19 protein-coding genes are annotated in these 26,459 nt (G+C 72.3%); 10 read left to right on the top strand and 9 right to left on the bottom strand.

The window, feature by feature from the left end; translation table 11 throughout:
- Nucleotides 1–33: 33 nt before the first annotated feature.
- The 6 genes from hisG to metH all read right to left on the bottom strand — a co-directional run bounded on the left by hisG (nucleotide 34) and on the right by metH (nucleotide 7,367).
- Nucleotides 34–897, bottom strand: a complete 864-nt coding sequence (hisG, locus tag ACWPOB_RS04435; protein WP_100058804.1) for an ATP phosphoribosyltransferase — start codon at nucleotides 895–897, stop codon at nucleotides 34–36.
- A 125-nt stretch (nucleotides 898–1,022) separates the two neighbouring features.
- Nucleotides 1,023–1,286 carry a phosphoribosyl-ATP diphosphatase gene (locus ACWPOB_RS04430; protein ID WP_003937712.1) on the bottom strand — a complete coding sequence of 88 codons (264 nt, stop codon included), beginning with the start codon at nucleotides 1,284–1,286 and terminating at the stop codon, nucleotides 1,023–1,025.
- A gap of 77 nt (nucleotides 1,287–1,363) precedes the next feature.
- Nucleotides 1,364–2,251 carry a pseudouridine synthase gene (locus tag ACWPOB_RS04425; RefSeq protein WP_455400064.1) on the bottom strand — a complete coding sequence of 296 codons (888 nt, stop codon included), beginning with the start codon at nucleotides 2,249–2,251 and terminating at the stop codon, nucleotides 1,364–1,366.
- A 2-nt stretch (nucleotides 2,252–2,253) separates the two neighbouring features.
- Nucleotides 2,254–3,114, bottom strand: a complete 861-nt coding sequence (gene trhO / locus ACWPOB_RS04420) for an oxygen-dependent tRNA uridine(34) hydroxylase TrhO (protein WP_455400019.1) — start codon at nucleotides 3,112–3,114, stop codon at nucleotides 2,254–2,256.
- 1 nt (nucleotide 3,115) lies between these two features.
- The gene (locus ACWPOB_RS04415) at nucleotides 3,116–3,805 is read right to left on the bottom strand and encodes an HAD family hydrolase (protein ID WP_455400018.1); all 690 of its coding nucleotides are present in this window, start codon (nucleotides 3,803–3,805) and stop codon (nucleotides 3,116–3,118) included.
- Nucleotides 3,798–7,367, bottom strand: a complete 3,570-nt coding sequence (gene metH, locus ACWPOB_RS04410; protein WP_455400017.1) for a methionine synthase — start codon at nucleotides 7,365–7,367, stop codon at nucleotides 3,798–3,800. The genes ACWPOB_RS04415 and metH overlap by 8 nt, the downstream gene beginning before the upstream one ends.
- A 51-nt stretch (nucleotides 7,368–7,418) precedes the next feature.
- On the opposite strand from metH, the gene ACWPOB_RS04405 reads away from it, so the two are divergent.
- From ACWPOB_RS04405 to ACWPOB_RS04390, 4 genes are all read left to right on the top strand, one after another.
- On the top strand, nucleotides 7,419–8,312 hold the full coding sequence (locus ACWPOB_RS04405) for a PAC2 family protein (protein WP_100057870.1): 894 nt from the start codon (nucleotides 7,419–7,421) through the stop codon (nucleotides 8,310–8,312).
- The gene (locus tag ACWPOB_RS04400; protein WP_455400016.1) at nucleotides 8,309–9,448 is read left to right on the top strand and encodes an MFS transporter; all 1,140 of its coding nucleotides are present in this window, start codon (nucleotides 8,309–8,311) and stop codon (nucleotides 9,446–9,448) included. Before ACWPOB_RS04405 ends, ACWPOB_RS04400 begins: the two co-directional genes overlap by 4 nt.
- 90 nt (nucleotides 9,449–9,538) lie before the next feature.
- Complete coding sequence (gene nirB / locus ACWPOB_RS04395; RefSeq protein WP_455400015.1) at nucleotides 9,539–12,049, top strand: nitrite reductase large subunit NirB; 2,511 nt, start codon at nucleotides 9,539–9,541, stop codon at nucleotides 12,047–12,049.
- A complete protein-coding gene (locus tag ACWPOB_RS04390; protein WP_100057239.1) occupies nucleotides 12,046–12,381 on the top strand; it encodes a Rieske (2Fe-2S) protein in 336 nt (111 codons plus the stop codon). Before nirB ends, ACWPOB_RS04390 begins: the two co-directional genes overlap by 4 nt.
- On the opposite strand, the gene ACWPOB_RS04385 is transcribed toward ACWPOB_RS04390, so the two are convergent.
- Nucleotides 12,368–13,264, bottom strand: coding sequence for a DUF4436 family protein (locus tag ACWPOB_RS04385; protein ID WP_455400014.1), 897 nt, complete (start codon nucleotides 13,262–13,264; stop codon nucleotides 12,368–12,370). The two genes, ACWPOB_RS04390 and ACWPOB_RS04385, sit on opposite strands and share 14 nt — an antisense overlap.
- Before the next feature lie 365 nt (nucleotides 13,265–13,629).
- Between ACWPOB_RS04385 and ACWPOB_RS04380 the strand changes: the two genes are divergently transcribed.
- Nucleotides 13,630–14,715 carry a hypothetical protein gene (locus ACWPOB_RS04380; protein ID WP_455400013.1) on the top strand — a complete coding sequence of 362 codons (1,086 nt, stop codon included), beginning with the start codon at nucleotides 13,630–13,632 and terminating at the stop codon, nucleotides 14,713–14,715.
- A gap of 6 nt (nucleotides 14,716–14,721) precedes the next feature.
- Here the strand turns inward: ACWPOB_RS04380 and ACWPOB_RS04375 are convergent, their stop codons facing one another.
- Together ACWPOB_RS04375 and ACWPOB_RS04370 are read right to left on the bottom strand one after the other, a co-directional pair.
- Nucleotides 14,722–15,780 (bottom strand): tyrosine-type recombinase/integrase, encoded by a 1,059-nt coding sequence (locus ACWPOB_RS04375; RefSeq protein ID WP_455400063.1) that lies wholly within the window; start codon nucleotides 15,778–15,780, stop codon nucleotides 14,722–14,724.
- Between the two features lie 224 nt (nucleotides 15,781–16,004).
- On the bottom strand, nucleotides 16,005–17,024 hold the full coding sequence (locus ACWPOB_RS04370) for an NAD(P)/FAD-dependent oxidoreductase (RefSeq protein ID WP_455400012.1): 1,020 nt from the start codon (nucleotides 17,022–17,024) through the stop codon (nucleotides 16,005–16,007).
- An 80-nt stretch (nucleotides 17,025–17,104) separates the two neighbouring features.
- Between ACWPOB_RS04370 and ACWPOB_RS04365 the strand changes: the two genes are divergently transcribed.
- The 5 genes from ACWPOB_RS04365 (at nucleotide 17,105) to ACWPOB_RS04345 (ending at nucleotide 26,424) form a co-directional block, all read left to right on the top strand.
- Nucleotides 17,105–17,710 (top strand): helix-turn-helix domain-containing protein, encoded by a 606-nt coding sequence (locus tag ACWPOB_RS04365; protein WP_455400011.1) that lies wholly within the window; start codon nucleotides 17,105–17,107, stop codon nucleotides 17,708–17,710.
- 530 nt (nucleotides 17,711–18,240) lie between these two features.
- Nucleotides 18,241–19,260 (top strand): hypothetical protein, encoded by a 1,020-nt coding sequence (locus tag ACWPOB_RS04360; RefSeq protein ID WP_455400010.1) that lies wholly within the window; start codon nucleotides 18,241–18,243, stop codon nucleotides 19,258–19,260.
- A gap of 182 nt (nucleotides 19,261–19,442) precedes the next feature.
- Nucleotides 19,443–20,909, top strand: coding sequence for a TIGR02677 family protein (locus ACWPOB_RS04355; protein ID WP_455400062.1), 1,467 nt, complete (start codon nucleotides 19,443–19,445; stop codon nucleotides 20,907–20,909).
- Nucleotides 20,906–22,276 carry a DUF2398 family protein gene (locus tag ACWPOB_RS04350; protein ID WP_455400009.1) on the top strand — a complete coding sequence of 457 codons (1,371 nt, stop codon included), beginning with the start codon at nucleotides 20,906–20,908 and terminating at the stop codon, nucleotides 22,274–22,276. The genes ACWPOB_RS04355 and ACWPOB_RS04350 overlap by 4 nt, the downstream gene beginning before the upstream one ends.
- The gene (locus tag ACWPOB_RS04345) at nucleotides 22,273–26,424 is read left to right on the top strand and encodes a TIGR02680 family protein (RefSeq protein ID WP_455400008.1); all 4,152 of its coding nucleotides are present in this window, start codon (nucleotides 22,273–22,275) and stop codon (nucleotides 26,422–26,424) included. Before ACWPOB_RS04350 ends, ACWPOB_RS04345 begins: the two co-directional genes overlap by 4 nt.
- Nucleotides 26,425–26,459: the final 35 nt, after the last annotated feature.

The following is a 26,459-nucleotide window of genomic DNA, read 5'->3' as shown; positions in this document are numbered from 1 at the left end:
CGCCGCGCTGACGCGACGGGCACTCGGGAGCGGCTACTCGGCGCCGCGCATCGCGCGGCACGACCGGATGTCCGTCGCCAGAATCGCCCGCGCCCCGATCTCGGCGAGCCGATCCATCACCGCGTTGTGGCCCTTGCGCGGCACCATCGCCCGCACCGCCACCGACGAGTCGTCGGCGAGCGGTGAGATCGTCGGCGACTCCAGACCCGGCGTGATCTGCACGGCCTCGTCGAGAACCGGCTTGGGGCAGTCGTAGTCGAGCATCACGTACTGCTGCGCGAACACCACGCCCTCGATGCGGGCGACGAGCTGATTGCGCGCCGAATCCCCGCGGCTCGCGCCCTCCTGCTCGATCAGCACGCCCTCCGAGTCGCACAGCGACTCCCCGAACGCCACCAGATCGTGCTGGCGCAGCGTCCGGCCGGAGCCGACGACGTCGGCGATCGCGTCGGCCACCCCCAGCTGAATGGAGATCTCCACCGCGCCGTCGAGACGGATGACCGTCGCCTCGATCCCCCGCGCCGCCAGATCGCGGCGGACCAGGTTGGGGTACGACGTCGCGACCCGCAGGCCGGCGAGGTCCTCGATCTTCCAGTCCCGGCCCTTCGGCGCCGCGTAGCGGAAGGAGGAGTACCCGAACCCCAGAGCGAGCCGCTCGGTGACCGGCGCGGCCGAATCCAGCGCCAGGTCACGGCCGGTGATGCCCAGATCGAGCTCGCCGGAACCGACGTAGATGGCGATGTCCTTCGGGCGCAGGAAGAAGAACTCGACGTCGTTGACCGGGTCGATGACGGTCAGGTCGCGCGAGTCGGTGCGGCGCCGGTATCCGGCCTCGCGCAGGATTTCGGCGGCGGACTCGGACAGCGAGCCCTTGTTCGGAACTGCGACGCGCAGCATGGACGGTCCTTTCGGCAACGGTGCGAAGAGCAGGGAAGGAACATGCGGAAGGTCTCGAGGGCACGACGGCCGGCCCCGGGCGGCTGCCCGACGGCGAGCCGTCACAGATACCCGACGGCGAGCCGTCACAGATGCTTGTAGACGTCCTCGAGCTTCAGTCCCCGCCCGACCATCAGCACCTGCACCCAGTACAGCAACTGCGAAATCTCCTCCGCCAGCTGCTCGTCGCTCTGGTACTCGGCGGCGATCCACACCTCGCCGGCCTCCTCGATCACCTTCTTGCCCTGCGCATGGACGCCGGCGTCCAGGGCGGCAACGGTGCCGGACCCCTCGGGACGGGTGACGGCACGCTCGGACAGCTCGGCGAACAGGGAATCGAAGGTCTTCACGGGGGTTCATTGTTTCATGACCGCGGCGTGCTCCCGCACCCAGTGCCGCGCCCGCCCCGGGCGCCCGGCCCGGACCGTCAGAACTCGAGAGCGAGGCCGCTGTCGAACCGGCGGCGTCGCCCGGTGCGCGGATCGTCGAACTCGACGGTCCGCGCCAGCAACCGCAGCGGATCCGAGAAATCGTCCGGCGCGCGGCGCCGGAACCGTGGATAGAAGTTGTCCCCGACGATCGGCGCCCCCAGCGAGCTCAGGTGCAGCCGCAGCTGATGGGTGCGCCCGGTCCGCGGATGCAGCCGGTACCGGGCCAGGTCCCCGCGCCGCTCGAGCAGCTCGATCCGCGTCTCGGAGTTCGGCTCGCCGGGCTCCTCCACGGCCGTGAGCTCGCCGTGTCGCTTACGGATCCGGCTGCGCACCGTGCGGGGGAACTCGAGGCCCGGCCGGTACGGGGCGATCGCCTCGTACACCTTGCGCACCCGCTGCCGCTCGAACAGCTGCTGGTACGGCCCCCGCAATCCCGGATCGGTGGTGCACAGCAGCACGCCCGCCGTCATCCGGTCCAGACGGTGCACCGGAACCAGGTCCGGCAGCCCGAGCTCGCGGCGCAGCCGCACCACCACCGTCTCCCGGATGTGCGCGCCCCGCGGGATCGTCGCCAGGAAGTGCGGCTTGTCCACGACGACGAGCCCCTCGTCGCGGTGCAGGACCGTCACCGGGAACGGCACCGGCACCTCCGGCGGCGGCTCCCGGTAGAAGTACACGAACCGGCCCGGCTGGTACCGGGTCTGCGCGGTCACCGGCCGGCCGTGCTCGTCGACGAGCTCACCGGCCGCGACGTGGCGGTGCCAGTCCTCGCCGGGCTCGGCGCCGCGCAGGAACCCGAGGATCGTGGGGGCGGGATCGGCGACGGGCAGCCGCAGCCGGTCCGGGCCGAGACCGTCGCGTACCGGCAGCGGCGGCGCAGCCACCGTCAGGGCCCGACCGGGTCCGGCACGCACGCCTCGCACACCAGGCTCAGCTCCCGGCCGTTGACGTCCGGGTGGTTGCGGTAGCGCGAGGTCGGCGCCCGGCACAGCGTGCACCGGCCCAGCACCGCCGCCGCGTCCGAGAACTCGACGTTCGTGCGGCCGTCGAAGACGTACAGCGAACCCTCCCACAGCCCGTCGTCGCCGAACGTCTCCCCGTACCGGACGATGCCGCCGTCGAGCTGATACACCTGCTCGAACCCGCGGTTGCGCATCAACGCGGACAGCACCTCGCAGCGCACCCCGCCCGTGCAATAGGTCACCACCGGACGTGACTTGAGGTGGTCGTAGCGGCCGCTGTCGAGCACCGACACGAACTCGCGCGTGGTCGCCACGTCCGGCACGACCGCCCCGCGGAACCGGCCGATCTCCGCCTCGAACGCGTTGCGCCCGTCGAAGAACACCACCTCGTCGCCGCGCTCGCCGAGCAACTCGTGCAGCCCGTGCGGCGACAGGTGCACCCCACCGCCGACCACCCCGTGCTCGTCGACCTTCAGCTCGTGCGGCGCCCCGAAGGTCACGATCTCCGGCCGCGCCCGCACCGACAGGCGCGGAAAGTCCCGCCCGGTGCCGTCCGACCACTTGATGTCGGCGTCGGCGAACGGCGCGTACGCGCGGGTGCCGCGCACGTACCGCTTGACGTCGGCGATGTCGCCCCCGACGGTGGCGTTGATGCCGTGCTCGGAGATCAGGATGCGACCGGTGAGATCGTTCGACGCCGCCAGGGTGTGCTGCCACAAGCGGATCGCCTCCGGATCGGCCAGCGGCGTGAACCGGTAGAACAGCACGATCTTCGGGATCGCCACCTCAGCACACCCCCGGCAGGTGCAGCGCGTGCAGGTCCGCGACGGTCAGCCCGTCCAGGGTCTCCCGGAACACCCGCCGCGGCGAGGTCGGCACCTCCGTCAGCGACGGCACCACCAGCACCGTGCAGCCCGCGGCCTCCGCCGCCGCCGCCCCGGTGGGCGAGTCCTCCACCGCCAGGCACTGCGCCGGCTCGAGCCCCAGCAGCTGCGCCGCCCGCAGGTACGGAGCCGGATCCGGCTTGCCGGCCGGCACCTCGTCGCCGCACACCGAATGGTCGAAGTGCTCGCGCCCGAGCGTGTCCAGGGCGAACTCGCACAACGTCCGGTCGGTGTTGGTCACCAGCGCCGACCCGAGCCCGGCGCCGCGCACGGCCCCCAGCGTCCGACGCGCCCCGGGCCGCCACGGCAGCCCCTGCGCGAACAGCTCCCCCATGCGCCCGTACAGCCACGCCTTCGCCGCGGCCAGGGCGTCGGGATCCGGTTCGAGATCCAGCGACGCGAACACCGTCCGCAACGCGAACGCACTCGACGCCCCGATCGTCGCCCGCCGTGTCTCGTCCGTCATCGGCCCGCCCAGACGCAGCGATAGCTCCCGGATCCCGATGTCCCACAACGTTTCCGACTCGAGCAGAGTGCCGTCCATGTCCCACAGGACGGCCCGCAGCGTCGACGTGGTCACCGCACTAGACATTGAAGTACTTCGCCTCCGGGTGATGCAGGACGAACGCGTCGGTGGACTGCTCCGGATGCAGCTGCAGCTCCTCCGACAGCTCCACCCCGATCCTGCCCGGCTCGAGCAGCTCGACCAGCTTGACGCGGTCCTCGAGATTCGGGCACGCCCCGTACCCGAACGCGAACCGCGCCCCGCGGTAGCCGAGCTTGAAGAACTCGGCCACGTCCGCCGGATCCTCCTCGGCCAGGTTGTGGCCGCCGGAGAGCACCAGCTCCTCCCGGACCCGCCGGTGCCAGTACTCGGCCAGCGCCTCGGTCAGCTGCACACCGATGCCGTGCACCTCCAGATAGTCCCGGTAGGAGTTCGACGCGAACAACTCGTTCGCGAAGTCCGCGATCGGCTGCCCCATCGTCACCAACTGGAACGGCAGCACGTCCACCTGCCCCTTCGCCCGCGCATCCGCCCGCGACCGCACGAAGTCGGCGATGCACAGGAACCGGCCGCGCTGCTGCCGCGGATACGTGAACCGGTAGCGCTCGGCGGCGTCCGGATGCGGCTCGGCCAGCACCACCACGTCGTCGCCCTCCGACACCGCCGGGAAGTACCCGTACACCACCGCAGCGTGCGCCAGGATCCCCTCGGTGGACAGCCGGTCCAGCCAGTACCGCAGCCGCGGCCGGCCCTCGGTCTCCACCAGCTCCTCGTACGTGGGCCCGTCCCCGGTGCGCTGCCCGCGCAGCCCCCACTGCCCCAGGAACAGCGCCCGCTCGTCGATCAGGCCGGCGTAGTCGGCCAGAGCCACCCCCTTGACCACCCGGGTGCCCCAGAACGGCGGGGTGGGCACCTCGAGGTCGGCGACCACATCGGAGCGCTCCGGCACCTCGACCGGCGTCTCGGCGGCCTTGCGCTTCTCCGCGATCCGCCGCGACCGCTCGTGCCGGGCCTTGCGCTCGGCGGCCTTCTCCTTCGCCGCGATCGCCTCCGGGCTGTCCGCCGCCGGACCGTCGCCGCGCTTGACGGCCATGACCCGGTCCATCAGATGCAGGCCCTCGAACGCATCGCGCGCGTAGGACACCTGGCCCTCGTAGATCTCGGCCAGATCGTTCTCCACGTAGGAGCGGGTCAGCGCGGCACCCCCGAGCAGCACCGGGAACCGCTCCGCCACCCCGCGATGGTTGAGCTCCTCGAGGTTCTCCTTCATCACCACGGTCGACTTCACCAACAGCCCGGACATGCCGATCACGTCGGCGTTCTTGTCCACCGCCGCGTCCAGGATCGTCGCGATCGGCTGCTTGATGCCGAGGTTGACCACCTCGTAGCCGTTGTTGCTCAAGATGATGTCGACGAGGTTCTTGCCGATGTCGTGCACGTCGCCCTTGACGGTGGCCAGCACGATCCGGCCCTTGCCCTCGTCGCCGGTGGATTCCATGTGCGGCTCGAGATGCGCGACCGCCGCCTTCATCACCTCGGCGGACTGCAACACGAACGGCAGCTGCATCTGCCCCGAACCGAACAGCTCCCCGACCGTCTTCATCCCCGACAGCAGCGTGTCGTTGATGATCGCCAACGGCGGGGTCGTCTGCATCGCCTCGTCCAGATCCGCCTCGAGCCCGTTGCGCTCGCCGTCGACGATCCGCCGCTCGAGCCGCTCGAACAGCGGCAGCGCGGCCAGCTCCTGCGCGCGGGACTCCCGCGACGACGCCGCCGACACCCCCTCGAACAGCGCCATCAGCTTCTGCAGCGGGTCGTAGCCCTCGCGCCGCCGGTCGTACACCAGATCCAGCGCCGTCTCGCGCTGCTCGTCCGGGATCCGCGCCATCGGCAGGATCTTCGACGCGTGCACGATCGCCGTGTCCAGCCCCGCCTGCACACACTCGTGCAGGAACACCGAGTTCAGCACCTGCCGCGCCGCGGGGTTCAGGCCGAACGACACGTTCGAGATGCCCAGGGTGAAGTGCACCCGCGGATGCCGCCGCTTGATCTCGCGGATCGCCTCGATCGTCTCGACGGCGTCCCGGCGGACCTCCTCCTGACCGGTGGAGATCGGGAACGTCAGGGCGTCGACGATGATGTCCTCCTCGCCGAGCCCCCACGTGCCGGTCAGATCCGCGATCAGCCGCTCGGCGATGCGCACCTTGTGCTCGGCGGTGCGAGCCTGGCCCTCCTCGTCGATGGTCAACGCCACGACCGCGGCGCCGTGCTCGACGACGTGCTCCATGATCCGCTCGAACCGCGAACCGGGGCCGTCGCCGTCCTCGTAGTTCACCGAGTTCACCGCGCACCGGCCACCGAGATGCTCGAGGCCGGCCCGGATCACGTCGGGCTCCGTCGAGTCGATCATGATCGGCAACGTCGACGCCGTCGCCAGCCGGCCCGCCAGATCCGCCATGTCGACGGCACCGTCGCGGCCCACGTAGTCCACGTTCAGATCCAGCAGGTGCGCGCCGTCGCGGATCTGGTCCTTCGCGATGTCCAGGCACTTCTGGTGGTCCCCGGCGAGCATCGCCTCCCGGAACGCCTTCGACCCGTTCGAATTGGTGCGCTCCCCGATCATCAGGATCGACGAGTCCTGCTCGAACGGCACCGCCGAGTACAGCGACGACACGCCCGGCTCCGGCCGGGGGCCGCGCTCGGCGCGCTCGGTCGCGTGCACCGCCTCGGCGACCTGCCGGATGTGCTCGGGGGTGGTGCCGCAGCAGCCGCCGACCAGCGCCAGACCGAACTCGGCGACGAATCCGCTCAGCGCCTCCGCCAGCTCTTCCGGCGTCAACGGGTACTCGGCGCCGTTCGCTCCCAGCACCGGCAGGCCCGCGTTCGGCATCACCGACACCGGCAACCGGGCGTGCTTGGACAGATGCCGCAGGTGCTCGCTCATCTCCTCCGGGCCGGTCGCACAGTTCAGCCCGATCAGGTCGATGCCCAGGGGTTCGAGCGCCGTCAGGGCCGCCCCGATCTCGCTGCCGAGCAGCATCGTGCCGGTCGTCTCCATCGTCACGTGGGTGACGATCGGGATGCGCCGGCCCGCCCGCTCCATCGCGCGGCGGCTGCCGACGATCGCGGCCTTCGCCTGCAGCAGGTCCTGGCAGGTTTCGACGAGGATGGCGTCGGCGCCGCCGTCGAGCATGCCCAGCGCCGACTCGGTGTAGGCGTCGCGCAGTGCGGCGAACGGGGCGTGACCGAGGGTGGGCAGCTTCGTGCCCGGACCCATCGAGCCGAGCACGAACCGGCCCATGCCGTCCGGGCCGGGACCCATCTCGTCGGCCACCTCCCGGGCCAGGCGGGCGCCGCGTTCGGACAGGTCACGGATGCGATCGGCGATGTCGTAGTCGGCGAGGTTGGGCAGGTTGCAGCCGAAGGTGTTGGTGGAGACGGCATCCGCCCCGGCCTCGAAGTACGCCCGGTGGATCCCCCGGATGACGTCGGGCCGGGAGTCGTTGAGAATCTCGTTGCACCCCTCGAGGCCGCGGAAGTCGTCCAGACTCAGATCCGCGGCCTGCAACATCGTGCCCATCGCCCCGTCTCCCACGACAACGCGCTGCGAAAGCGCATCGAGCAAGGCAGAGTGCAATGGGGTGGACATGCGTTCCAGACTAGTGGGCGGCCCGTCCGGGTCTCGCCGTAGGCTGGACAGGTGAGTGCAAGCGAGTTCGCCGAGACCCCGGAACCGGACGTGCCGACCCTGCGTGACCCGGTGCTGGTCGCCGCGTTCGAAGGGTGGAACGACGCCGGTGACGCGGCCAGCGGCGCCGTCGAACACCTCGAGCTCATCTGGGACGCCGAACCGTTCGCCGAACTGGACTCCGAGGACTACTACGACTACCAGGTCAACCGCCCCATGGTGCGTCTCGTCGACGGCGTCACCCGCGAGATCGAATGGCCCGCCACCCGCCTGTCGGTGTGCTCACCCCCCGGCAGCGCCCGCGACGTGGTGCTGCTGCGCGGCATCGAACCCAACATGCGCTGGCGCAGCTTCTGCGACGCCATCATCGAACTCGCCGACGAGATCGGCGTGCACACCGTCGTCATCCTCGGCGCCCTGCTCGCCGACACCCCGCACACCCGGCCCGTCCCCGTCACCGGCACCGCCTACAGCACCGACGCCGCCAAGCGCTTCAACCTGGAAGGCTCCCGGTACGAGGGCCCCACCGGCATCGCCGGGGTCCTGCAGGACGCGTGCGTCCGCGCCGGCGTGCCCGCCGTGTCGTTCTGGGCCGCCGTCCCCCACTACGTGTCGCAACCCCCTAACCCCAAGGCCACCGTCGCGCTGCTGCGCCGTGTCGAGGACGTCCTCGACCTCGAGGTGCCTCTCGGCGAGCTGCCGATCCTCGCCGAAGAGTGGGAACAGACCGTCACCGCGATGACGGAGGACGACGAGGAGATCGCCGAATACGTGCGGGCCCTCGAGGAACGCGGCGACGCCGAATCCGACATCTCCGAGGTCATCGCCAAGATCGACGGCGACGCCCTCGCCGCCGAATTCGAACGCTACCTGCGGCGACGGGGCCCCGGCGGCTTCACCCAGTGAGCGCGGCACGCGCCTCGCTGCAGCGTGCCGCCCTCTACGCCGGAGGCTTTCTCGGACCCTTCGGCGGCGGAGTCGTGGCATCCGTACTGCCGGAGATCGGCGCGGCCACCGGTGTGAGCGCCGGTGCGGCCGCGAGCACCCTCACCGCGTACCTCGGGCCGTTCGCGCTGACCATGCTCGTCTCCGGCACCCTCGGGGCACGGTGGGGACGGGTCCGCACCGTCCGCACGGCGTACATCGCCTACACCTGCGCGTCGCTGGCGTCCGCGCTCGCCCCCACCCTCGGGCTGCTGCTCGCGTCCCGGGCCCTGCAGGGCGTCGCCAACGCCTTCACCACCCCGCTGCTGCTCGCCGCGCTCGCCGCGATCGTGCCGCGGGCGCGGCTGGGCCGCGCCCTGGGCCTGTTCGGGGCGATGCAGGCCGCCGGGCAGACCTCGGCCCCGCTCGTCGGGGGCCTGGCCGCCGAGGTCGACTGGCGGTGGGCGTTCGTCGTGATCGCCGCCGCCGCCGCCGTCCTCGCCGCGATCGGGCTGCCCGAACAGCTGACCGCGCCCACCGGAGAGGCGCCGCCGCGGCTGCGCGACGCGCTGCGCCCCGACGTGTTGCGCATCGGTGTCGTCGCGCTGCTCGGCTGGGGCGCCCTCGGCGGCCTGAACTTCCTGCTCGCCTTCCGCGCCGAGGACGTCTTCGGCCTGACCCCCACCCAGCGGGGCCTGCTCCTGACCGGATTCGGGGTCGCCGGCATCCTCACCGCCCGCCGCGTCGGCACCCTCATCGACCGCATCGGCGCCCGCCGCACCGTGCTGCTCGGCGCACTCGCCGGCGCCGCCCTCGTCGTCGTCGCCGGCACCGCCGGACTGCTGTGGCTGGTCGCGGCCGCCTGGTTCGTCGCCGGCATCGCCTCGCAGTGCGTGCTCGTCGGTGTCAACGCCGCCGTCCTCGGCTCCCGGGGCCGCAACCGCGGCGGCGCCGTCTCCGTGGTGCAGGCCTTCCGGTTCTCCGGCGGCGCCGTCGCCCCGCTGGCGCTGACGCCGCTCTACGCCGCGGCGCCGGTCGCGAGCTTCGTCGTGCCCGCCCTGGTGCTCGCCGTCGTCGCCCCGCTGGCGATGCCACGCCGCGACACCACCCCCGGCTGACACCCCCACCCCGGCGGCGGTGAGCACTTCCTGACCGCCGCGTAACCCCGGTGCCGCCGATCCGTCACCGCCCCCGGCGACCCTGGACGCATGACCCCAACCGCGTCGCACCCCCACGGCCCGCGCCGACGGCTGCTCGTCGTCGGCAACGGCATGGCCGGCGCCCGCACCGTCGAGGAGATCCTCGCGCGCGGCGGCCGGGACCAGTTCGAGATCACGATGATCGGCGACGAGCCGTACGGCAACTACAACCGGATCATGCTCTCCCACGTGCTGGCCGGCCAGGCCGACCTCGACGACGACGAACTCGTCCTCAATCCCATGGGCTGGTACCGGGAGAACGGAGTCACCCTCCACGCCGGCGACCGCGCGACCCACCTCGACCGGTTCGGCAAGGTCGTCACGTGCGAATCCGGCCGGCAGGTCCCCTACGACCTGCTCGTCGTCGCGACCGGGTCGAACACCTTCTTCCCCAACATGGACGGCCTGCGCGAACCCGACGGCCGGCTCGGCCGCGGCGTCTTCGGCTTCCGCACCCTCGCCGACACCAACGGCATGCTGCAGATGGCCGACGCCCACGACGACGTCCGCGCCGTCGTCGTCGGCGGCGGCCTGCTCGGCCTCGAAGCCGCCTACGGGCTGCGCACCCAGGGCCTGACCGTCACCGTGGTGCACTCGCCCACCCACCTGATGAACCAGCAACTCGACGAACGCGGCGGCCGGGTGCTGCGCACCGAGATCGAGAAACTCGGCATCACCGTCCACACCGGTACCCGCACCACCGCCGTCCTGCGCGACGACCACAGCCGGGTCACCGGCGTGCAGTTCGCCGACGGCACCGTCGTCGACACCGACATGGTCGTGGTCACCGCCGGCATCCGCCCCAACACCGAATTCGCCCGTGCCGGTGGCATCGTCGTCGAACGTGGCATCGTCGTCGACGACCAGATGCGCTGCGAAGAAGAGTCGAGCATCTACGCCGTCGGCGAGTGCGCCCAGCACCGCGGCGAGGTGTACGGCCTCGTCGCCCCGGTATGGGAGCAGGCCGTCGTCCTCGCCGAGCACCTCACCGGTGCGAATCCGCACGCCGCCTACCAGGGAACCCGCACCAGCACCAAGCTCAAGGTCGCCGGCATCGACGTCGCCTCGATGGGGGTCAAGGGACCCGAGCACGAGGACGACGAGTTCGTCCAGTTCTACGATCCGCGCAGCGGCATCTACAAGAGCATCGTCGTGCGCGACGGCCGGCTCGTCGGCGCGATGCTGCTCGGCGACGTGAGCAAGGCCGCCACCCTCGCCCAGGCCTTCGACGGCACGCTCGAGATCCCGGCGGACCGCGCGGCGCTGCTGTTCGACCTCGGCGACCCGCAGGGCGCCGACGTCGCCGCCGGCCTGCCGGACGAGACCCAGGTGTGCAACTGCAACGGCGTCAGCAAGGGCGACATCGTCGCCTGCGTCCACGACGGCGCCGACACCCTCGTGCAGGTGTGCGCCCGCACCCGCGCCGGGAAGGGCTGCGGCTCGTGCAAGGGCCTGGTCGCCGACATCGTCGCCTGCGCCGCCGGCGGCGCCCTCGCCGAGGACCCCGCCGCGAACTGGTACGTGCCGTGCATCCCGCTCGCCAAACCGGACCTGATCGCCGAGATCCGCCGCCGCGACCTGCGTGCGGTCTCCCAGGTCTTCGCCGAACTCGCCACCGGCGGTCGCGAGGATGCCACTGCCAAGATGCCGCTCGCGTCGCTGCTGCGCACCGTGTGGGGCCCGGACTGGGTCGACGAACGGGGGGCGCTGTTCATCAACGACCGTGTCCATGCCAACATCCAGCGCGACGGCACCTTCTCCGTGGTGCCGCAGATGAAGGGCGGGGTCACCACCCCGGACCAGCTGCGCCGCATCGCCGACGTCGCCGACAAGTACGGCGTGCCCATGGTCAAGGTCACCGGCGGCCAACGCATCGACCTGCTAGGCATCCGCAAGGAGGACCTGCCCAAGGTGTGGGCCGACCTGGACATGCCCTCCGGATACGCCTACGGCAAGAGCTTCCGCACCGTCAAAACCTGTGTCGGCAGCGACTTCTGCCGGTTCGGTCTCGGCGACTCGACCGCCCTCGGCATCGCGCTCGAGGAGCGCTTCCAGGGACTCGAGACACCCGCCAAGCTGAAACTCGCCGTGGCCGGATGCCCCCGCAACTGCTCGGAGGCGCTGTGCAAGGACTTCGGCGTCGTCGCGGTCGGCGACGGCCGCTGGGAGATCTACGTCGGCGGCGCCGCCGGCGCCCACGTCCGCAAGGGCGATCTGCTCGCCACCGTCGGCTCCGGCGAAGAAGTCCTCGCCCTCGCGGGCCGGTTCATCCAGCACTACCGCGAGAACGCCAAGTGGCTCGAACGAACCTACGACTTCGTGCCCCGCATCGGCATCGACCGGCTCCAGGCACTGCTGGTCCGAGACGAGGAGGACATCGTGACCGAACTCGACGAACGCATCGGCACGGCCGTGGCGGGATACCGGGACCCCTGGCTCGAACGGACCACCCCGAAGTCGCCGGCGCAGTTCAGCCCCGCGCTGCCGTTGCTCCCGCTGCCGCAGGTGCCGGTCCGATGACCACGACCGAAAGCCGGACCACCGCAATGGAGTACGAGGTCGGCGCGCTGACCGACCTGACCCCGGGCGAAGGCCGCACGTACACGGTGGGCGGACGGCAGATCGCCGTGTTCCTGCTCGGCGACGGCGCCGTCCGGGCCCTGGACGCGGTGTGCCCGCACCGGGGCGGACCGCTCGCCGACGGACAGATCGACCACGACCTCGTCGTATGCCCCCTGCACCAGTACGCGTTCGTGTTCGACACCGGCCGATGCACCGCGCCCGGCATCGACCCGGTCCGCACCTACCCGGCGCGCGTGCACGACGGCCGGATCGTCGTCACCGTCGGGTGAGCGACGGGTGGCTGTCGCGCCACCAGCAGTACACGTACAGCGTCAGAGCCGCGACGAGGGCGGTGACCACCCACATGGTCACCGCCACGTCGACCCACGATCCGATCGGCGGTGAGCCCGGCAGGATGCCCCGTAGCGGCACCACCGCGAACAGCATCGCCGCCATCCACGCCAGCATGTCGGTCTCCACCGCGCGGCGCCGCCGGAACGTCTGTACCGCGACGAACGCGGCCAGGACCGCGAGGACAACCATCATCAGCAGCAGGATCGCCGCGTACACGAGAGTGCCTCCGGTGCGCGTGAACACCACCTCGGTGCCGTCGACGCCGTCGGGAAAGCCGAGTTCCGGAGCGGCGACGACGGTCCCCTGGTCGATCGCCCACCCGTCGATGCGGCCGTCGATCAGCACGTCCGACGGCACCGGTTCTCGCTCCGACCCCTCCCCCACAGCGGCCTCCACGACGACCGGCGTGACATCGAAGGTGTCGAACGGCCAGCGGATCGCCTGCCCGCGCGCAAGCAGTTCCACCGGGTAGCCGACGGGCACGGAATGGGCCGGGAAGAACAGCTCCGATTGTGAGACGGCCGGCGCGAGCATCACACTCAGCGGCACGGCGAGCGTGGCCCCGTTCGCATCGAGGAACGAGTCCCCGGGATAGATGGTGACCTCCGCATGCACCCGGTCGACCGTCGGCTGCAGCGACTTCATCGTCACCACCACGAGCACCGAGTCGGCATCGACGTCCACCGGCCGCCACTCCCGGGACTCGTGCGTGCTCACCCCGAACAGGACGAGTACGCCCAGGTATGCGGCCATCACCGCCGCCCCGAGCGACACCAGCAGAGTCCGGCGAGACGGGCGATTCGGACGTGGCGCAGGCATTCCCGGACTGTAGCCGCTGGGCCGCCATCGGCCCGGTCGTCGTGGGCGTATTTGGGTGCGGTTTTGTGGGGAAATGAGGGTGATTTCGGTATTTTTTATGTTTCCGTCCCACTCAGAATATGGACACGAGTTGCCAGTCGAGATCAGGACGCTCGACTCACCCCAGCCGGCGTCTCTACCCCCTCCTCACACGTCCGTTCCGCCGTTCCGCCTCCCCGATCGAATCGGGGTTCCCCTCTCGATCAAGATCGCCGGGTCGCGGTGGGGTGTGTCGAGGTCTCCTCCCCTGGGCCGGGTTGATCGGGTGGCGGTGGGTTCGTGAATTGAAGAGCTTCCGTGTCGTACCGATTACCTATTGTGAAGACATGACGGCTTCCGCCCAGCCCACAGAACCGGTCGACAGCGCGATGGGGCCCCGCCCGGAGCGCCCCATCGACATCTACCGTCGCTCGATCGCCGTGGTGGAAGCGTGTCTGCCCCTGGGCTGGACTGCCACGTCCGACCGCCCCCGCTCCCCTGCCGCCCCCGAGCGCATCCTCGTGACCGCGCCCGACGGCGAGTCGGTGTCGTACGCCGTCATCGCTTCCCGCGGTGTGCTCAGCGGGGACGTCGCGCGCATCGCCGCCGAACTGTCCGAGTCCGACCGGGGATTCGTGTGCGCGCACTACCTTTCCGATCCGGTGCGGCGCCAGCTCGACCAGCACGGCATCTCGTACTCCGACGCGACCGGGAATCTCACGCTCGTCGCGTCCCGGCCGGCGATCTGGGTGCGCAACCGGGGCGCCGACGCCGACCCGTGGCGCGGGCCCGGACGGCCCTCGGGCGTGCTCACCGGTGAACCGTCCGAGCGAGTCGTCCGAGCGCTTGCCGACTTCACCGGCGAGATGTCCGTGCCGGAGCTGATCCGGCTGTCGGGCGCCTCCACCGGCGCCACCTACCGCGTCGTCGAGGTACTCGGGGAGCGGGAACTGATCCGCCGCATTCCGCGCGGCCCGATCACCATGGTGCACTGGGAGAAGATGCTGCGAGCCTGGGCAGCGGACCGCAAACCCTGCACCACAAGGGGGTTCGCCGCACCGGACGGCGTCGGCACCGTACGGGCCGATCTCTGCGAACCGCTCGACCTGAGCTATGCGATCACCGGCCTCGGCGCCACCGACTACGCGGCCGCCGACATTCTCGAGGTGTACGCCGACGACCCGGACGCGTTCGCCCAAGCCCTCGGTCTGCGCCCCGTCGATCGCGGAGCCGACGTCGTGGTGGCCACGCCGTGGTCGTCGGTGGTGTTCGAGCGGATGCAGCGGCGCGACGGCCTGCGCTTCGCGGCACCGTCCCAGGTCTATGCGGACCTGCTGGCCGGACCGTTCCGCAACCTGAACGCCGCCGAACATCTACTGGCGGCGCTCACCGCCGACCAGAGCGCCTGGCGCCGACCCGTCGGCCGCACCTGACCGCGGTCAAAGGCCCAGCGCGGTGACGGCATTGCCGACGAGTCCGGCGTGCTGGCGGCTGTAGAGCGCCACCATCCGCTCGTCGGAATGCCCCGTCTGCGTCATGATCGTCTGAGTCGTGGCTCCGTTGCGGACGGCCTGGGTGACGAACCCGGCGCGCAGGCTGTGCCCGCCGAGCGTGGCGACCACCTCGGCGGCGAACCCGGCCTGCCGCGCCCGCCGCTGGATCATCGAGTGCACCGACTGCCCGCTCAGGGCGCCGCTCCCGACGGCACCGGTGCGGTGGATCGTGCGGAACAGGGGCCGCTCCGCACGCCCCTCCCCCGGCGCCACACCGCGGCAGCAGTGCTCGTCGCCGGCGGCACGATCGTCGGTCAACAGCGCCCGGACCGCCGCCCCACCGTCCGCGTCCCACACGTCGAGCACCTCGCGCCAGCGCCGGTAGGCGCACACCGGACAGGTTCGCGGATCGCGGCCGTACGGAAGCGTGACGGTGCGTCCGAGCGCGTCCCGGTCCGCCTTCGATCGGCGGATCGTCACGTACAGCCCGTCGGACCGATGGGCGACGACGTCGGAGGTGGTGAGGGCGGACAGCTCCGACCGCCGCATCGCGCCGGCCAGTCCGAGCAGCAGCAGGGCGGAGTCGCGGCGCTCGGCTACGCGGTCCGGCCACTCGGTGGCGCCGGCGCGCATCGCTCCGACGATCGCGCGGATGTCGTCGGTGAGCAGTGGGGTGCGGCGTGCCGGGGGCGTCGCACGGGTCCGCCGGATGCCGCGCACCACGTCGCGCACCGCCTCGTGATGTCCCGGCTTCGGCAGGCCCGCCAGGGCGTGCACCTTGTTGATCGTCGCGACCCACCGCGCGAGGGTCGACGGGGCGTAGGCCCAGCGCCCGTCGGGTCGAAGCTCGCCCGCCTTCTCGGTCAGGTACCAGCCCACGAGTTCGGGTGGCGCCGGTATCGGCACGTGGCCCACGGCGTCGCACCACCGGGCGAACTTGCTCCAGTCGCTGGTCAAGGCAGCTCGGGTGTTGTCCGACGCGGCCTTGGCTCGGAGTCGGCGCATCGCCTCCTCCACACCGGCGGGAAGTACCGGCGTGGAGATCGACGCCTCGAGGGACTCGTTGCCCGGCAACTGATTCGTCACGGTGACACCACTCCTCATGCCGAGTCGACCGCCTTCGCGGAACGGACGATACGCGCCTCGGCCGAAAACCCCGCCTCGGCGACGCCGATCAGCGCGGCGCGCCCGGCTCGGGCGCGCCGCGCAAGGGACCGGTCCGTCGCGGTTCACACGCCGCAGCGGGGGTCACCCTCCGCCGGTTCGCGCACGCGCGCTTCCGACCGGGCCGGGAACCGATCCCGGTAGGCGTCGACCGCCCTACGGGTCTCCTCGGCGACCAGGTCGGCGTTGATCTGGGCAGCGGCGGCCGCGCCCGCCGCTGCGGCTGCGCCCACCTGGGCGGCCGGATCGGTGACGTTCCCCGCGACCCACACTCCGGGGACGTCGGTGCGGCCGGTCGCATCCGCGGGAATGTGCTCTCCGACCCCGGCCGGGTGCTCGACGGCCCGCAGGCCGAGCGCCGCGAGGAAACCGGCGCGCGCCACCATCCGTGGCGCGACCACCAGCGCCTCCCGGGCGATCGTCCCGCCGTTGCTCAGCCGTACCCCGGCGAGGCGGTCGTCGACGATCTCCACGGCGGTCACCTCGCCGTCGACCACCCGGACGCCACGGGCGACCAGTTGCTCCGCCTGCTCGGCGGTAGGCACCGGCGCGGTGTGGGTGAAGAACGTGACGTCGGCGCTCCACTGCCGAAACAGCAGGGCCTGGTGCACCGACATGGGCCCGCTCGCCAGCACACCGATGGCCCCGTCGCGGACCTCCCAGCCGTGGCAGTACGGGCAATGCAGCACGTCTCGCCCCCAACGTGCCCGCAGCCCGGGCACGTCGGGAAGCTCGTCGACCAGCCCGGTGGTCACCAGCAGCCGGCGGGCGCGGGTCACCCGGCCGTCGAACAGGGTCACCTCGAACCCGCTCTTGCGGCGGGTCACGGCGGTCACGTCCGCGTGCGCCACGTCACCGCCGTGGCCGCGGACCTCGTCTCGGCCGCGGTCGAGCAGTTCGGCCGGCGGGATCCCGTCCCGGGCCAACAATCCGTGCACGCCCGCAGCCGGAGCGTTGCGTGGGGCGCCCGCATCGATGACGACCACCGACCGCCGCGCCCGGGCGAGCATCAGCCCCGCATTCAGTCCGGCAGCTCCACCGCCGATCACCACCACGTCGTATTCGTTTCCGAGCGAATCGCTCATCTCGATCACCTCCACGACGACTATGCGAGCCGACGAGACGGACCCGCAACGTTGTTTGCCGATATGGCAAACTGTGCGGCATGGACGACCTCGACCGAGCGCTCGAGACGGTCGGGCCCCGGCTTCGCGCGCTGCGGCGGAAGCGCGAGACCACGTTGGCCGATCTCTCGGCGGCGACGGGCATTTCGGTGAGCACCCTGTCCCGACTCGAGTCCGGCGCCCGCCGACCGACGCTCGAGCTGCTGCTGCCCTTGGCCCGCGTGCACGGGGTGACGCTCGACGAGCTGGTGGGCGCCCCACCGACCGGCGACCCGCGCATTCATCTGCGTCCGATCACTCGTCACGGCATGACCATGGTGCCGCTCACCCGGCGCGCCGGCGGCATCCAGGCGTACAAGCTGGTGATCCCTGCCGACAGCGGCCGCGGGGAACCGGATCCTCAGACCCATGAGGGCTACGAGTGGCTCTACGTCCTCAACGGACGGCTGCGACTCGTCCTGGGTGAGCACGACCTGGTTCTCGCGCCCGGGGAGGCGGCCGAGTTCGACACTCGCGTGCCGCATTGGTTCGGCGCCGCCGATGCCGCACCGGTCGAGTTCCTCAGCCTGTTCGGTAAGCAGGGCGAACGGGCGCACCTTCGTGCCCGACCGGCCTCGAAAACCGTTCCGCACCAGTCTGATCCGTAGTCGGGCACCCGCCGCGCCCCGCCCCGGCGGTGGGCCCGGAAGGGCCGACGGGCCCACCGCCGAGTCCGTCGCGGCCCCCTTCCCACTTTTCGCACCCCCTGCGCCCCCTGACTCACCATAAGGGGGAGTTATGACGATCAAGCCCAACCCATGCATATATGCGTACCTACGCGTTCCCCGAGCACCGATTGGACCGGTCATCCGTAACGTTTCGAGTTTCGCATCGCGGCACTCCCCTATTGAACTGGTATTACCAGATTTAATTTATTTCGTTTCATAATTCATTTCGTGTTGTGATACGTACAAATGACGTGGAGGAACGCTCCGGAGTCCGGTATCGGGGCCCGCGAGGACCGGGCGGGAGACCTCCCTCCTCGTGCGGTTGGTGGGCGAGTTCGTTCGAGAAGCGTCCGGGACGGTGTGTTCGGTAAATTGATGTATTCCGTAGAAACCCGACTCCACTACCGTCTTTTGGTCCCTCCCCCCACCTGATAGATATGGCTGCAACCACTGCCCGAGACGAGGAATCCGTGAGCGAAGCGAGCACCGGCGAGTCCATGTCCGACGAGCGCATGTCCGACGAGCGCCCGAAGCCGGGACGACCGCGGAAGTACGCGTCCGCAGCCGACCGGGTCCGGGCCTACCGAGAACGGGAACGGCAGAAGAGGGAGGCGGCCTCACTGGCCGAGCTGACCACTCCCCCGGGCCCGGCCGAAGCAGCCACCAACCTGGCGTCCGCCGTCGCCGCGCTCCGCACCCTGACCGCGACGACGCTCGAGCAGTACAGCGCCGTCGCCGCGCAGATCACCGCCGCCGTCGACAAGCTCACCGACCCGGACGCGCTCGAGGCGCAGATGAACCGGGCCACCACGGAACTGGCGAAGGTGAAGGCGGACGCGGACGCCAGGATCGCCCGCCTGCGCGAGCAACTCGCCCAGGCGACCGAGGACCGCGACAACGCGGAGGCCGCCGTCGAGGCCGTCGACCGGGAGCTGTCGGACGCCCGCGCGGCGCACGACACCCGGATCCGGGAACTGGAGACCGCACATCGCGACGAGTCGACACGAGCGGCACAGGAGCACGCGGACACCCTGCGCACCTGGCAGGAACGCATCGATGCCACCGCGGCCGCGCACGCCGCGGAGATCGCCGAGTACCGGTCGACCGTCACCACCCAGCAACAGCAGCTCGCCCGGCTCGAATCGGAACTCGCGACCCTGCGTGACGATCTGGTGCACACCCGCGTCGCCGCGGAGAAGGAGGCAGCCACGGCCGCCACGGCCGCCGCCCGGCTCGACACCGATCTCACCGCGGAACGCGCCCGCGTCGAGGAACTGCGCGGCGCCCTCGAAGAGGCCCGCATCGCGGCGGCGGCCGCCCAGGCCGCCTCGAGCGCGGCCCGCGACCGGGGCGACGAACTACGGGCCGAGATCGTCGACCTGCGCGGCGAGCGGGACCGGCTACGGGTCGACCTCACCGCGGCACACGCCGCAGCGGCCGAGTCCCGCCGCGAGGCGGACACGACGGAGACGGCGCCGGCCGAGAGCTGACCGAGCGGCGGGATCCCGACCCCGACGACGGCCGGACGCGCACGAGGGGCACGGGCTGCACCTCCGCCCGGGTGTGGCGCGCACGGCACCGGGGGTTGCGCGGCACGTGGGCCGCCCCCGCCTACCCTGTCACAGTGAACGAAACGCAGCCGCCCGCCGGGCCCACCGATCCGGGGGCCGGGGTGCAGCACGACCGGCTCCGGTTGTTCTCGTTCGCGACGGCCGAGAAGCGGGCCGAATACCTCTGGGTGCTGCGTGCTTTCGACCTCGCCCGCGCCAACTACGTGGTGCTGCTGCACGCCGCCGAGGTCGCGGCGATCCTCGAGCGGACCGACTCGGCGGATCCGGCGGCGGCGCTGTCGGCCCAGGACGTCGCACCGCTGCTCGAGCAACTGCACGCCTGGGGTGTGCTCGAGCGCAGTTACGACGGCACCCGGGCGGCGTCGCTGGCCGAGTACCGCAACCGGCACTACGTGTATCAGTTCGGCCGGGCCGGTTATCACGCCTTCCGGGCCGTGGAGGATGTGCTGCGGGCGCGCGGCGAGGACGCGTCGCTGTCGCGTCTCGCGCTGGCGGATCTGCTGGCCGACCTGACCGAGCTGGCGGCGGCGAACGCGGCCGGGGACGGGGAGCTCATCTACCGCAAGCTGTCGCGGCTGGACGCGACGTTGTCGGACATGGCCGAGCGGGCCGCGGGGTTCTATCTGATGCTCGGTGATCTCGTGCGCACCACCGAGGTCACACCCGAGTCGTTCCTGGCGCACAAGGATGCGGTGCTGGCGCACATGCGGGAGTTCAGCACGGACCTGGCCCGCTACGCGCCGAAGCTGGCGGCCGCGCTGGCACGGGTGCAGGAGACGGGCATCGACCGCATGCTGGGGCTCGCCGCCGCGCACGACGAGCGGGTGCTGCTGCCCGCGCCCGAACGGCAGGCGGACTGGCGAGCCCGATGGCGCGGCCTCGAGCGGTGGTTCGTGGGCGCCGGGGACGTGCCCAGCGAGTCGGAGCGGCTGCGGGAGGGCACAATGAGCGCGATCGCGGCGGTGCTGGCGCTGCTGCGCCGGGTGACGGAGACCCGGCGCGGCGGGGTGAGCCGCGAGTCGCAGCTGCGGCACCTGGCCGGCTGGTTCGCGGCCGCGCCGAGCGAGGAGTCGGCGCACGCGCTGTTCGGGGCGGTGTTCGACCTGGGCCGCCCACGGCACTTTTCCGCCGTGCATCCCGACCCGGAGACGATCCCGGTGACGACGTCGTGGTGGGAAGCGGCACCCGTGCCGATCGCCCGGACGCTGGCCGAGACCGGACGCACCCCGTCGGCGGGGGCACCGGCGCGGGTGCAGCGCAACGAATCCGGGATCCGGCGGCTGCGGGAGCGGCAGCTGGCGGCGCAGCGGGCGCGGGCCGAGGCGGCGCGATCCCTGGCGGCGGGCGGCGTGGACGAGCGGGAGTTGTCCGAGCCGGAGACCGAGGTGCTGTTGAGCCTGCTCGACGCGGCGCTGTCGGCGCGGGTTCCGGTCAGCGGCACCGTGCCGGGGGCGACGGGCACGCAGAACGGGGTACGGCTGACGTTGAGCCCGGCCGCGGAGGGCACGGTGGTACGCACGGCGCGGGGCCGGCTGCATCTGGACGGACTGCGGGTGAGCGTGCAGTGAGGGCCCGGCGGATCTCGCCGCTCGACCGGGATTCGTACCAGCGGGCGGCGCGGCTGGTCCTGTCGCACCATCTGGTGACCGCGCAGTACCCGGACCGGGCCGCGCTGCCGCTGCTGCGCCGGTGGGCGACGGAGCTGCGGGAGGACCTGCTCGAGTTGTTCGGATACCGGCTGGAGGTGACCGAGACGACCGCGCGGTTGTTCACCGTCGCGGACCGGCTCGATCCCGGGGGCGGCGCGCGCACGGTCACCGACCGGCCCTTCGACCGTCGCCGGTACGCCTACCTGGCGCTGGCGCTGGCGGCGCTGGGACGCGCCGGCGGGCAGATCACGCTGTCGGAGCTGGCCGAGCAGGTCGCGTCCGAAGCCGGCCAGGTGCCCGGGGTGGAGCTGGCCACCGAGCGGGCGACCGACCGGGACGCGTTCGTCGACGCGGTGGCGTGGCTGGCCGCGCGGGGGGCGATCGCGCTGGCGGACGGCGACGCCGGCGGCTGGGTGTCGGATCCGGACCGGGGTGAGGCGCTCTACGACATCGACCGGCCCGTGGTGGCGGCGCTGTTCCGGCCGCCGCGCGCGCTACAGCACCTGCGGTCGGTGCGGGGCCTGCTCGCCGCCGGTGACGGCCGCGACGGGGACCGGATCGTGGACACCGCCGAGGTGGCACGGCGGGTACGGCGGGCGCTGGTGCAGCGCCCGGTGGTGTATGCCGAGGAACTCGACGACGACGCGCGGCTGCAGCTGGCACTGCCACGGACGACCGCGGGGATCGAGCTGCTGACGGGGCTGGTGGCCGAGCGGCGCGCGGAGGGCGTCGCGCTGGTGGATTCGTCGGGACGGATGTCGGATCTGCGGTTCCCGGGGGTGGGAACGGTTCCGCAGGTGGCGTTGTTGCTGGCCGGGGAGATCTGCGCGCGGGTGTCGGATCCGGAGTCGGTGCCGGTGCGGTTGCCGAGGCCGGCGGATGCGGAGGCGGAACTCGAGGCGGGACTGGACGCGGCGATTCCGGCGGCCGGGGTGTTCGCGTCGCTGGCCGGTGACGCCGGCGCCGGGCCGGCGGATACGACACCGGCGCAGCAGCCGGCGCCGACGCATCCGCTGGTCGAGGACAGCTGGCTGGCGGAGACGGCGGCGAAGCTGGTCGACGAGTTCGGCCGTACCTTCGCCGCGCAGTGGCAGGCCGACCCGGCGGGCCTGCTGGCGGCGGCGGTGACGTTGTTGCAGCGGCATCGGTTGGTGGCCCGGGTGCCGGGCGGGGTGCTGGCGTTGCCGGCGCTGGCCCGGTTCCGGGGTGTGGTGGTGACGGTGCGCGAACGCGACCCGCGCCTCGCGCCGGCCGGTGAGGATTCGAACGAAGCGGAGATGTCGTGAGCAGTGCCCGTTTCCGGCCGACACGTGCCGGGATCATCAATCTGTGGGACTACCGGGACCAGGAGTTCTCGTTCGCGGACGGCCGGCTGGTGCTGCGCGGGCCCAACGGGTCGGGCAAGACCAAGGCGCTCGAGGTGCTGTTCCCGTTCGTGTTCGACGGGCGTATCGAGCCGCGGCGGCTGAACCCGTTCGCCGGCGAGGAGCGCACGATGCGGTCCAACCTGCTGTACCAGGGGCAGGACAGAGCGTATTCGTATGTGTGGATGGAGTTCTGCCGCGGCCGCCGGGACGATCCGGAGGCGGTGACCGTGGGGGTCGGGATGCGGGCGGCGCGCGGCAACGACAAGGTCACGCGGTGGTATTTCGTCGTCGACGGCCGGGTCGGTGTGGACTTCTCGCTGCTGGATGCGGCCGATCGCCCGCTGACGCGGCGGCAGCTGATCGAGGAGGTCGGGGCCGACGCGGTCACGGACCGGCCGGTGGACTACCGGGCGGCGATCGATGCGCGGTTGTTCGGGCTTGGGATCGAGCGGTACGACCAGCTGATCAACCTGATCCTGACGTTGCGCCGGCCGCAGCTGGCCAAGAACCTGGACCCGAAGGGGTTGTCGCAGGCGCTGACCGACGGGTTGCGGCCGCTGGACGAGCAGCTGGTGCTCGAGGCGGCGCGGTCGTTCGCCGACATGGAGGAGGTCTCGCGCGCGCTGGAGTCGCTGGCGGCGGCGGACGAGGCGGCGCAGCGGTTCGTCGCGGTGTATGCGACCTACCTGGGTCAGCAGGCCCGCGCCGACGTCGACCGGCTCGGGGCGCGGTTGGCGGCGGTCGAGGGCGGGAGTGCGGAGTGGACGGCGTCGGTGACGGCGTTCGACCGGGCCGGCGCGGAGCGGGCGCATGCCCACGAGCGGCTCGAGGTCGCGGAGCGGGACCTCGAGCAGGCCCGGGCGACTCTCGAGGCGCTGCAGCGGTCGAGCGCGTACGAGGGTAAGCAGCAGCTCGACGATCTGGCGCAGGTGGTGGCGGACCTCGAGCGCACCACGGCCGGGCAGGCGGAGCAGGCGCAGCGCGCGAGGGCGGAGCTGGCGCAGCGCGACGAGGAGGCGCGGCGGGCCGCGGCCGCGGCGACGGACGCGGCGGCCGCGGTGGGCCGCGCCGAGGACGCACTCGCCGCGGCGGCGCGGGATGCGGGTATCGAGTGGGCACCGCCGGCCGAGGACGCGCTGGGCGAGCAGATCGCGGCGACGGTGGCGGCGTGTGCGGAGGAGCGGGCCGCGGATGTGCGGGCGGTGCGGGCGGCGGTGGCGGCCGCGGAGGGCGCGGCGGCGGCGCGGGTGCGGGCCGAGACGACCGCCGAGCGGGGCCGGGCGCAGCTCGAGTCGGCCCGGGCGGCGGTGGCCACCGCGGACGCGGTGGTGGAGCTGGCCCGCGCGGAAGCGTCGAACCTGTTGCGGGAGTGGTGGGTCGGTCACCGGGACACGTGGTCGGTGCTCGGCCTGCCGGAGGAGCTGGTCGAGGCGCTGGCCGCGGCGATCGCAGCGGCCGGCGACGACGAGGCTGCGACGCCGGCGGCGGCGCTGGCCGAGCGCACGGCCCCGGTGGTCGAGGAGTTACGGTTCCGCGGCCGCGGCCTGGAGGCGGAGATCACGCAGGCGCGGGAGCGGATCGCGGTGTTGCGGGCCGAACGGGACCTGGTCGAGGCCGAGCGCGACGACGCTCCCCCGTCGTTCCCGATGCGGCCGACCGGGTCGTCGGGCCCGTCGGGGGCGCCGCTGTGGCGGCTGGTGCGGTTCGCGGACGACGTGAGCGCGGAGGCGGCCGCGGGACTCGAGGCCGCGCTGGAGGCGGCGAACCTGCTGACGGGCTGGGTGTGCGGCGGTGCGGGGGACGTGCCCGCGGGGGCGGTCGCGCTGATGCCGGTGCCGCCGGTGCAGCGGCCCACCGGCCGGACGTTGGCCGACGTGCTGGTGGTGGAGCCGGACACCGGGGTGCCGGCCGAGCGGGTACGGGCGGTGCTGGCGTCCGTCGCAGTGCGGGATGCGGTGACGGACGAGACCGGCCCGGCCGTCGACGAGCGGGGCGGCTACCGCCAGGGGGTGCAGCTGGGCAGGCACACGAAGGCGGAGGTCGAGTACATCGGGGCCACCGCGCGGGCCCGTCGCCGTCGCCTGCGGGTGACCGAGCTCGACGCGGAGATCGCTGCGGCGCAGAACCGGATGGCGGGCGCGGAGGCGGAGCGGGCGGAGCTCGACGGACGGCTCGCGCAGCTGGAGCGGGCCGCGGCGGCGGTGCCGCGCACCGGCGCGGTGCTGGCGGCGCTGCGGAAGGTCAGCGAGTGCGCGGGCGCGCTGCGCACCGCCGGGGAGGCGGCGGCCGCGGCGGACCGGGACCTCGATCAGGTGATCGCCGAGTGCGCCGTGAAGGAGCAGCGGGTGCGCTCGGTCGCGGCCCGGCACCGGGTGCCGCACACGGCCCGTGAGCTCGAGCATCTGGCGGCGGCGATCCGGTTCTTCGAGTCGCAGGGCCAGGCGGTGCTGCGGGCCTGGCGTGAGCACGTCGCCGCGGCCGAGCGGGCACGGGAGGCGCAGGTGCGGCGCGACGACGCCCGGCTGGCGGCGGAGGAGTCCGCCGAGCGGGCGGTGACGGCCGAGGAGTCGCTGGGGCAGCAACAGCAGCGGCTGGGGACGCTGCGCGAGGCGTTGGGTGCCGACGCGCAGCAGATCGACGCGCAGCTCGCGCACGCGCGCGAGCGGATCGAGGCGGCGCGGGTGGAGCAGCGCGCCGCGCGCCGCGCGCACGACGACGCGGTCGAGCGGCTCGGGAAGGCGGAGGCGGCGCACGTCGCGGCGGAGCAGGCGCTGCGGTCGGCGCTGACCGAGACGCGGGCCGACGCCGCACAGCTGGCGCCGTATGCGCGGCCGGATGTGCTGTCGCTGCTAGGAATCTCGGAGGAACTGCGGTGGCCGTCGGCGGCGGCGTGGCCGACGCCGGAGCAGATGGTGGACCGGCTCGCCCGGGCGGACGGGGACGTGCCTGCGGTGCCCGCGGAGGTGGGGGCGCTGTACGCGGCGCTGGCGGCGGCGACGGCGACGCTCAAGGGCGGGGACGGTGCCCGCAAGGCGGCCCGGTCGGCGTTGACGTCGGCGTTGCAGGAGTTCGACGGGCAGCTCGCGGCGGCCGGTCAGGACTATCGGCTGCAGTGGGACGCGCCGGACGGGTTGACGGTGGTGCGGGTGCAGGACGAGCAGGGGTTCTCGTCGGTGGCGGAGTTCGCGGTGCGGATCTCGGCGGCGCGGCGGGATCAGGAGCTGCTGCTGACCGACGCGGAGCGGCGCATCCTCGAGGATGCGCTGCTGGCGGGGCTGGCGCAGCAGATCCACGAGCGCACCGAGGACGCGCGGGATCTCATTGCCCGGATGGGGGCGGAGATGCGGCAGCGGCGCATGTCGTCCGGTACGACGGTGGGGGTGCGGTGGGTGCTGGCCGATCATCTCGACGATCAGGCGCGGGCGGTGTGCCGGCTGCTGGACCGGGAGGTTTCGGCGCTGGGGCCGGCGGAGCTGGCGAGCGTCCGGGCGCATTTCGCGGCGCGGATCCGGGCGGAGCGGGCGGCGCATCCGGAGCGGTCGTATCCGGAGATCCTGGCGACGACGCTGGATTACCGGCGGTGGCGGGTGTTCGCGTTCGGGTTGATCGGGGCGGACGGCGCGGAGGATCGGCTGACGGTGGCGCGGCATTCGGCGTTGTCGGGGGGTGAGCAGTCGGTGTCGCTGCATCTGCCGTTGTTCGCGGCGGCGCACGTGATGCTGGATTCGGCGGATCCGCAGGCGCCGCGGCTGCTGGCGCTGGACGAGGCGTTCGCCGGGGTGGACGACAACGGCCGCGCGGAGCTGCTCGGGTTGAGCGTGCAGTTCGACCTGGATCTGTTCATGACGGGCTACGACCTGTGGATCACGTATGCCGGGGTGCCGGCGTGTGCGCACTACGACCTGGCGCATTCGGTGGCCGAGCACACGGTCGGGGCGACGCTGCTGGTGTGGTCGGAGGGCGGGTTGCTCGCCGAGCACGACGGGTCGGATCTGGCGGCGGCGCTGGGGTCGCCGGGTACGCGGCGGGTGCCGGCGCCGGTGGAGGGGGCGCTCGAGTTCGCGTAGGGGTGCGGGCGCTCCCCTACCTGATTGGTGCGGGG

Source organism: Rhodococcus sp. 2H158, assembly GCF_053764755.1.
The sequence above is the reverse complement of the archived record's forward strand: the minus strand, read 5'-3'. Positions and strand labels throughout refer to the sequence as shown.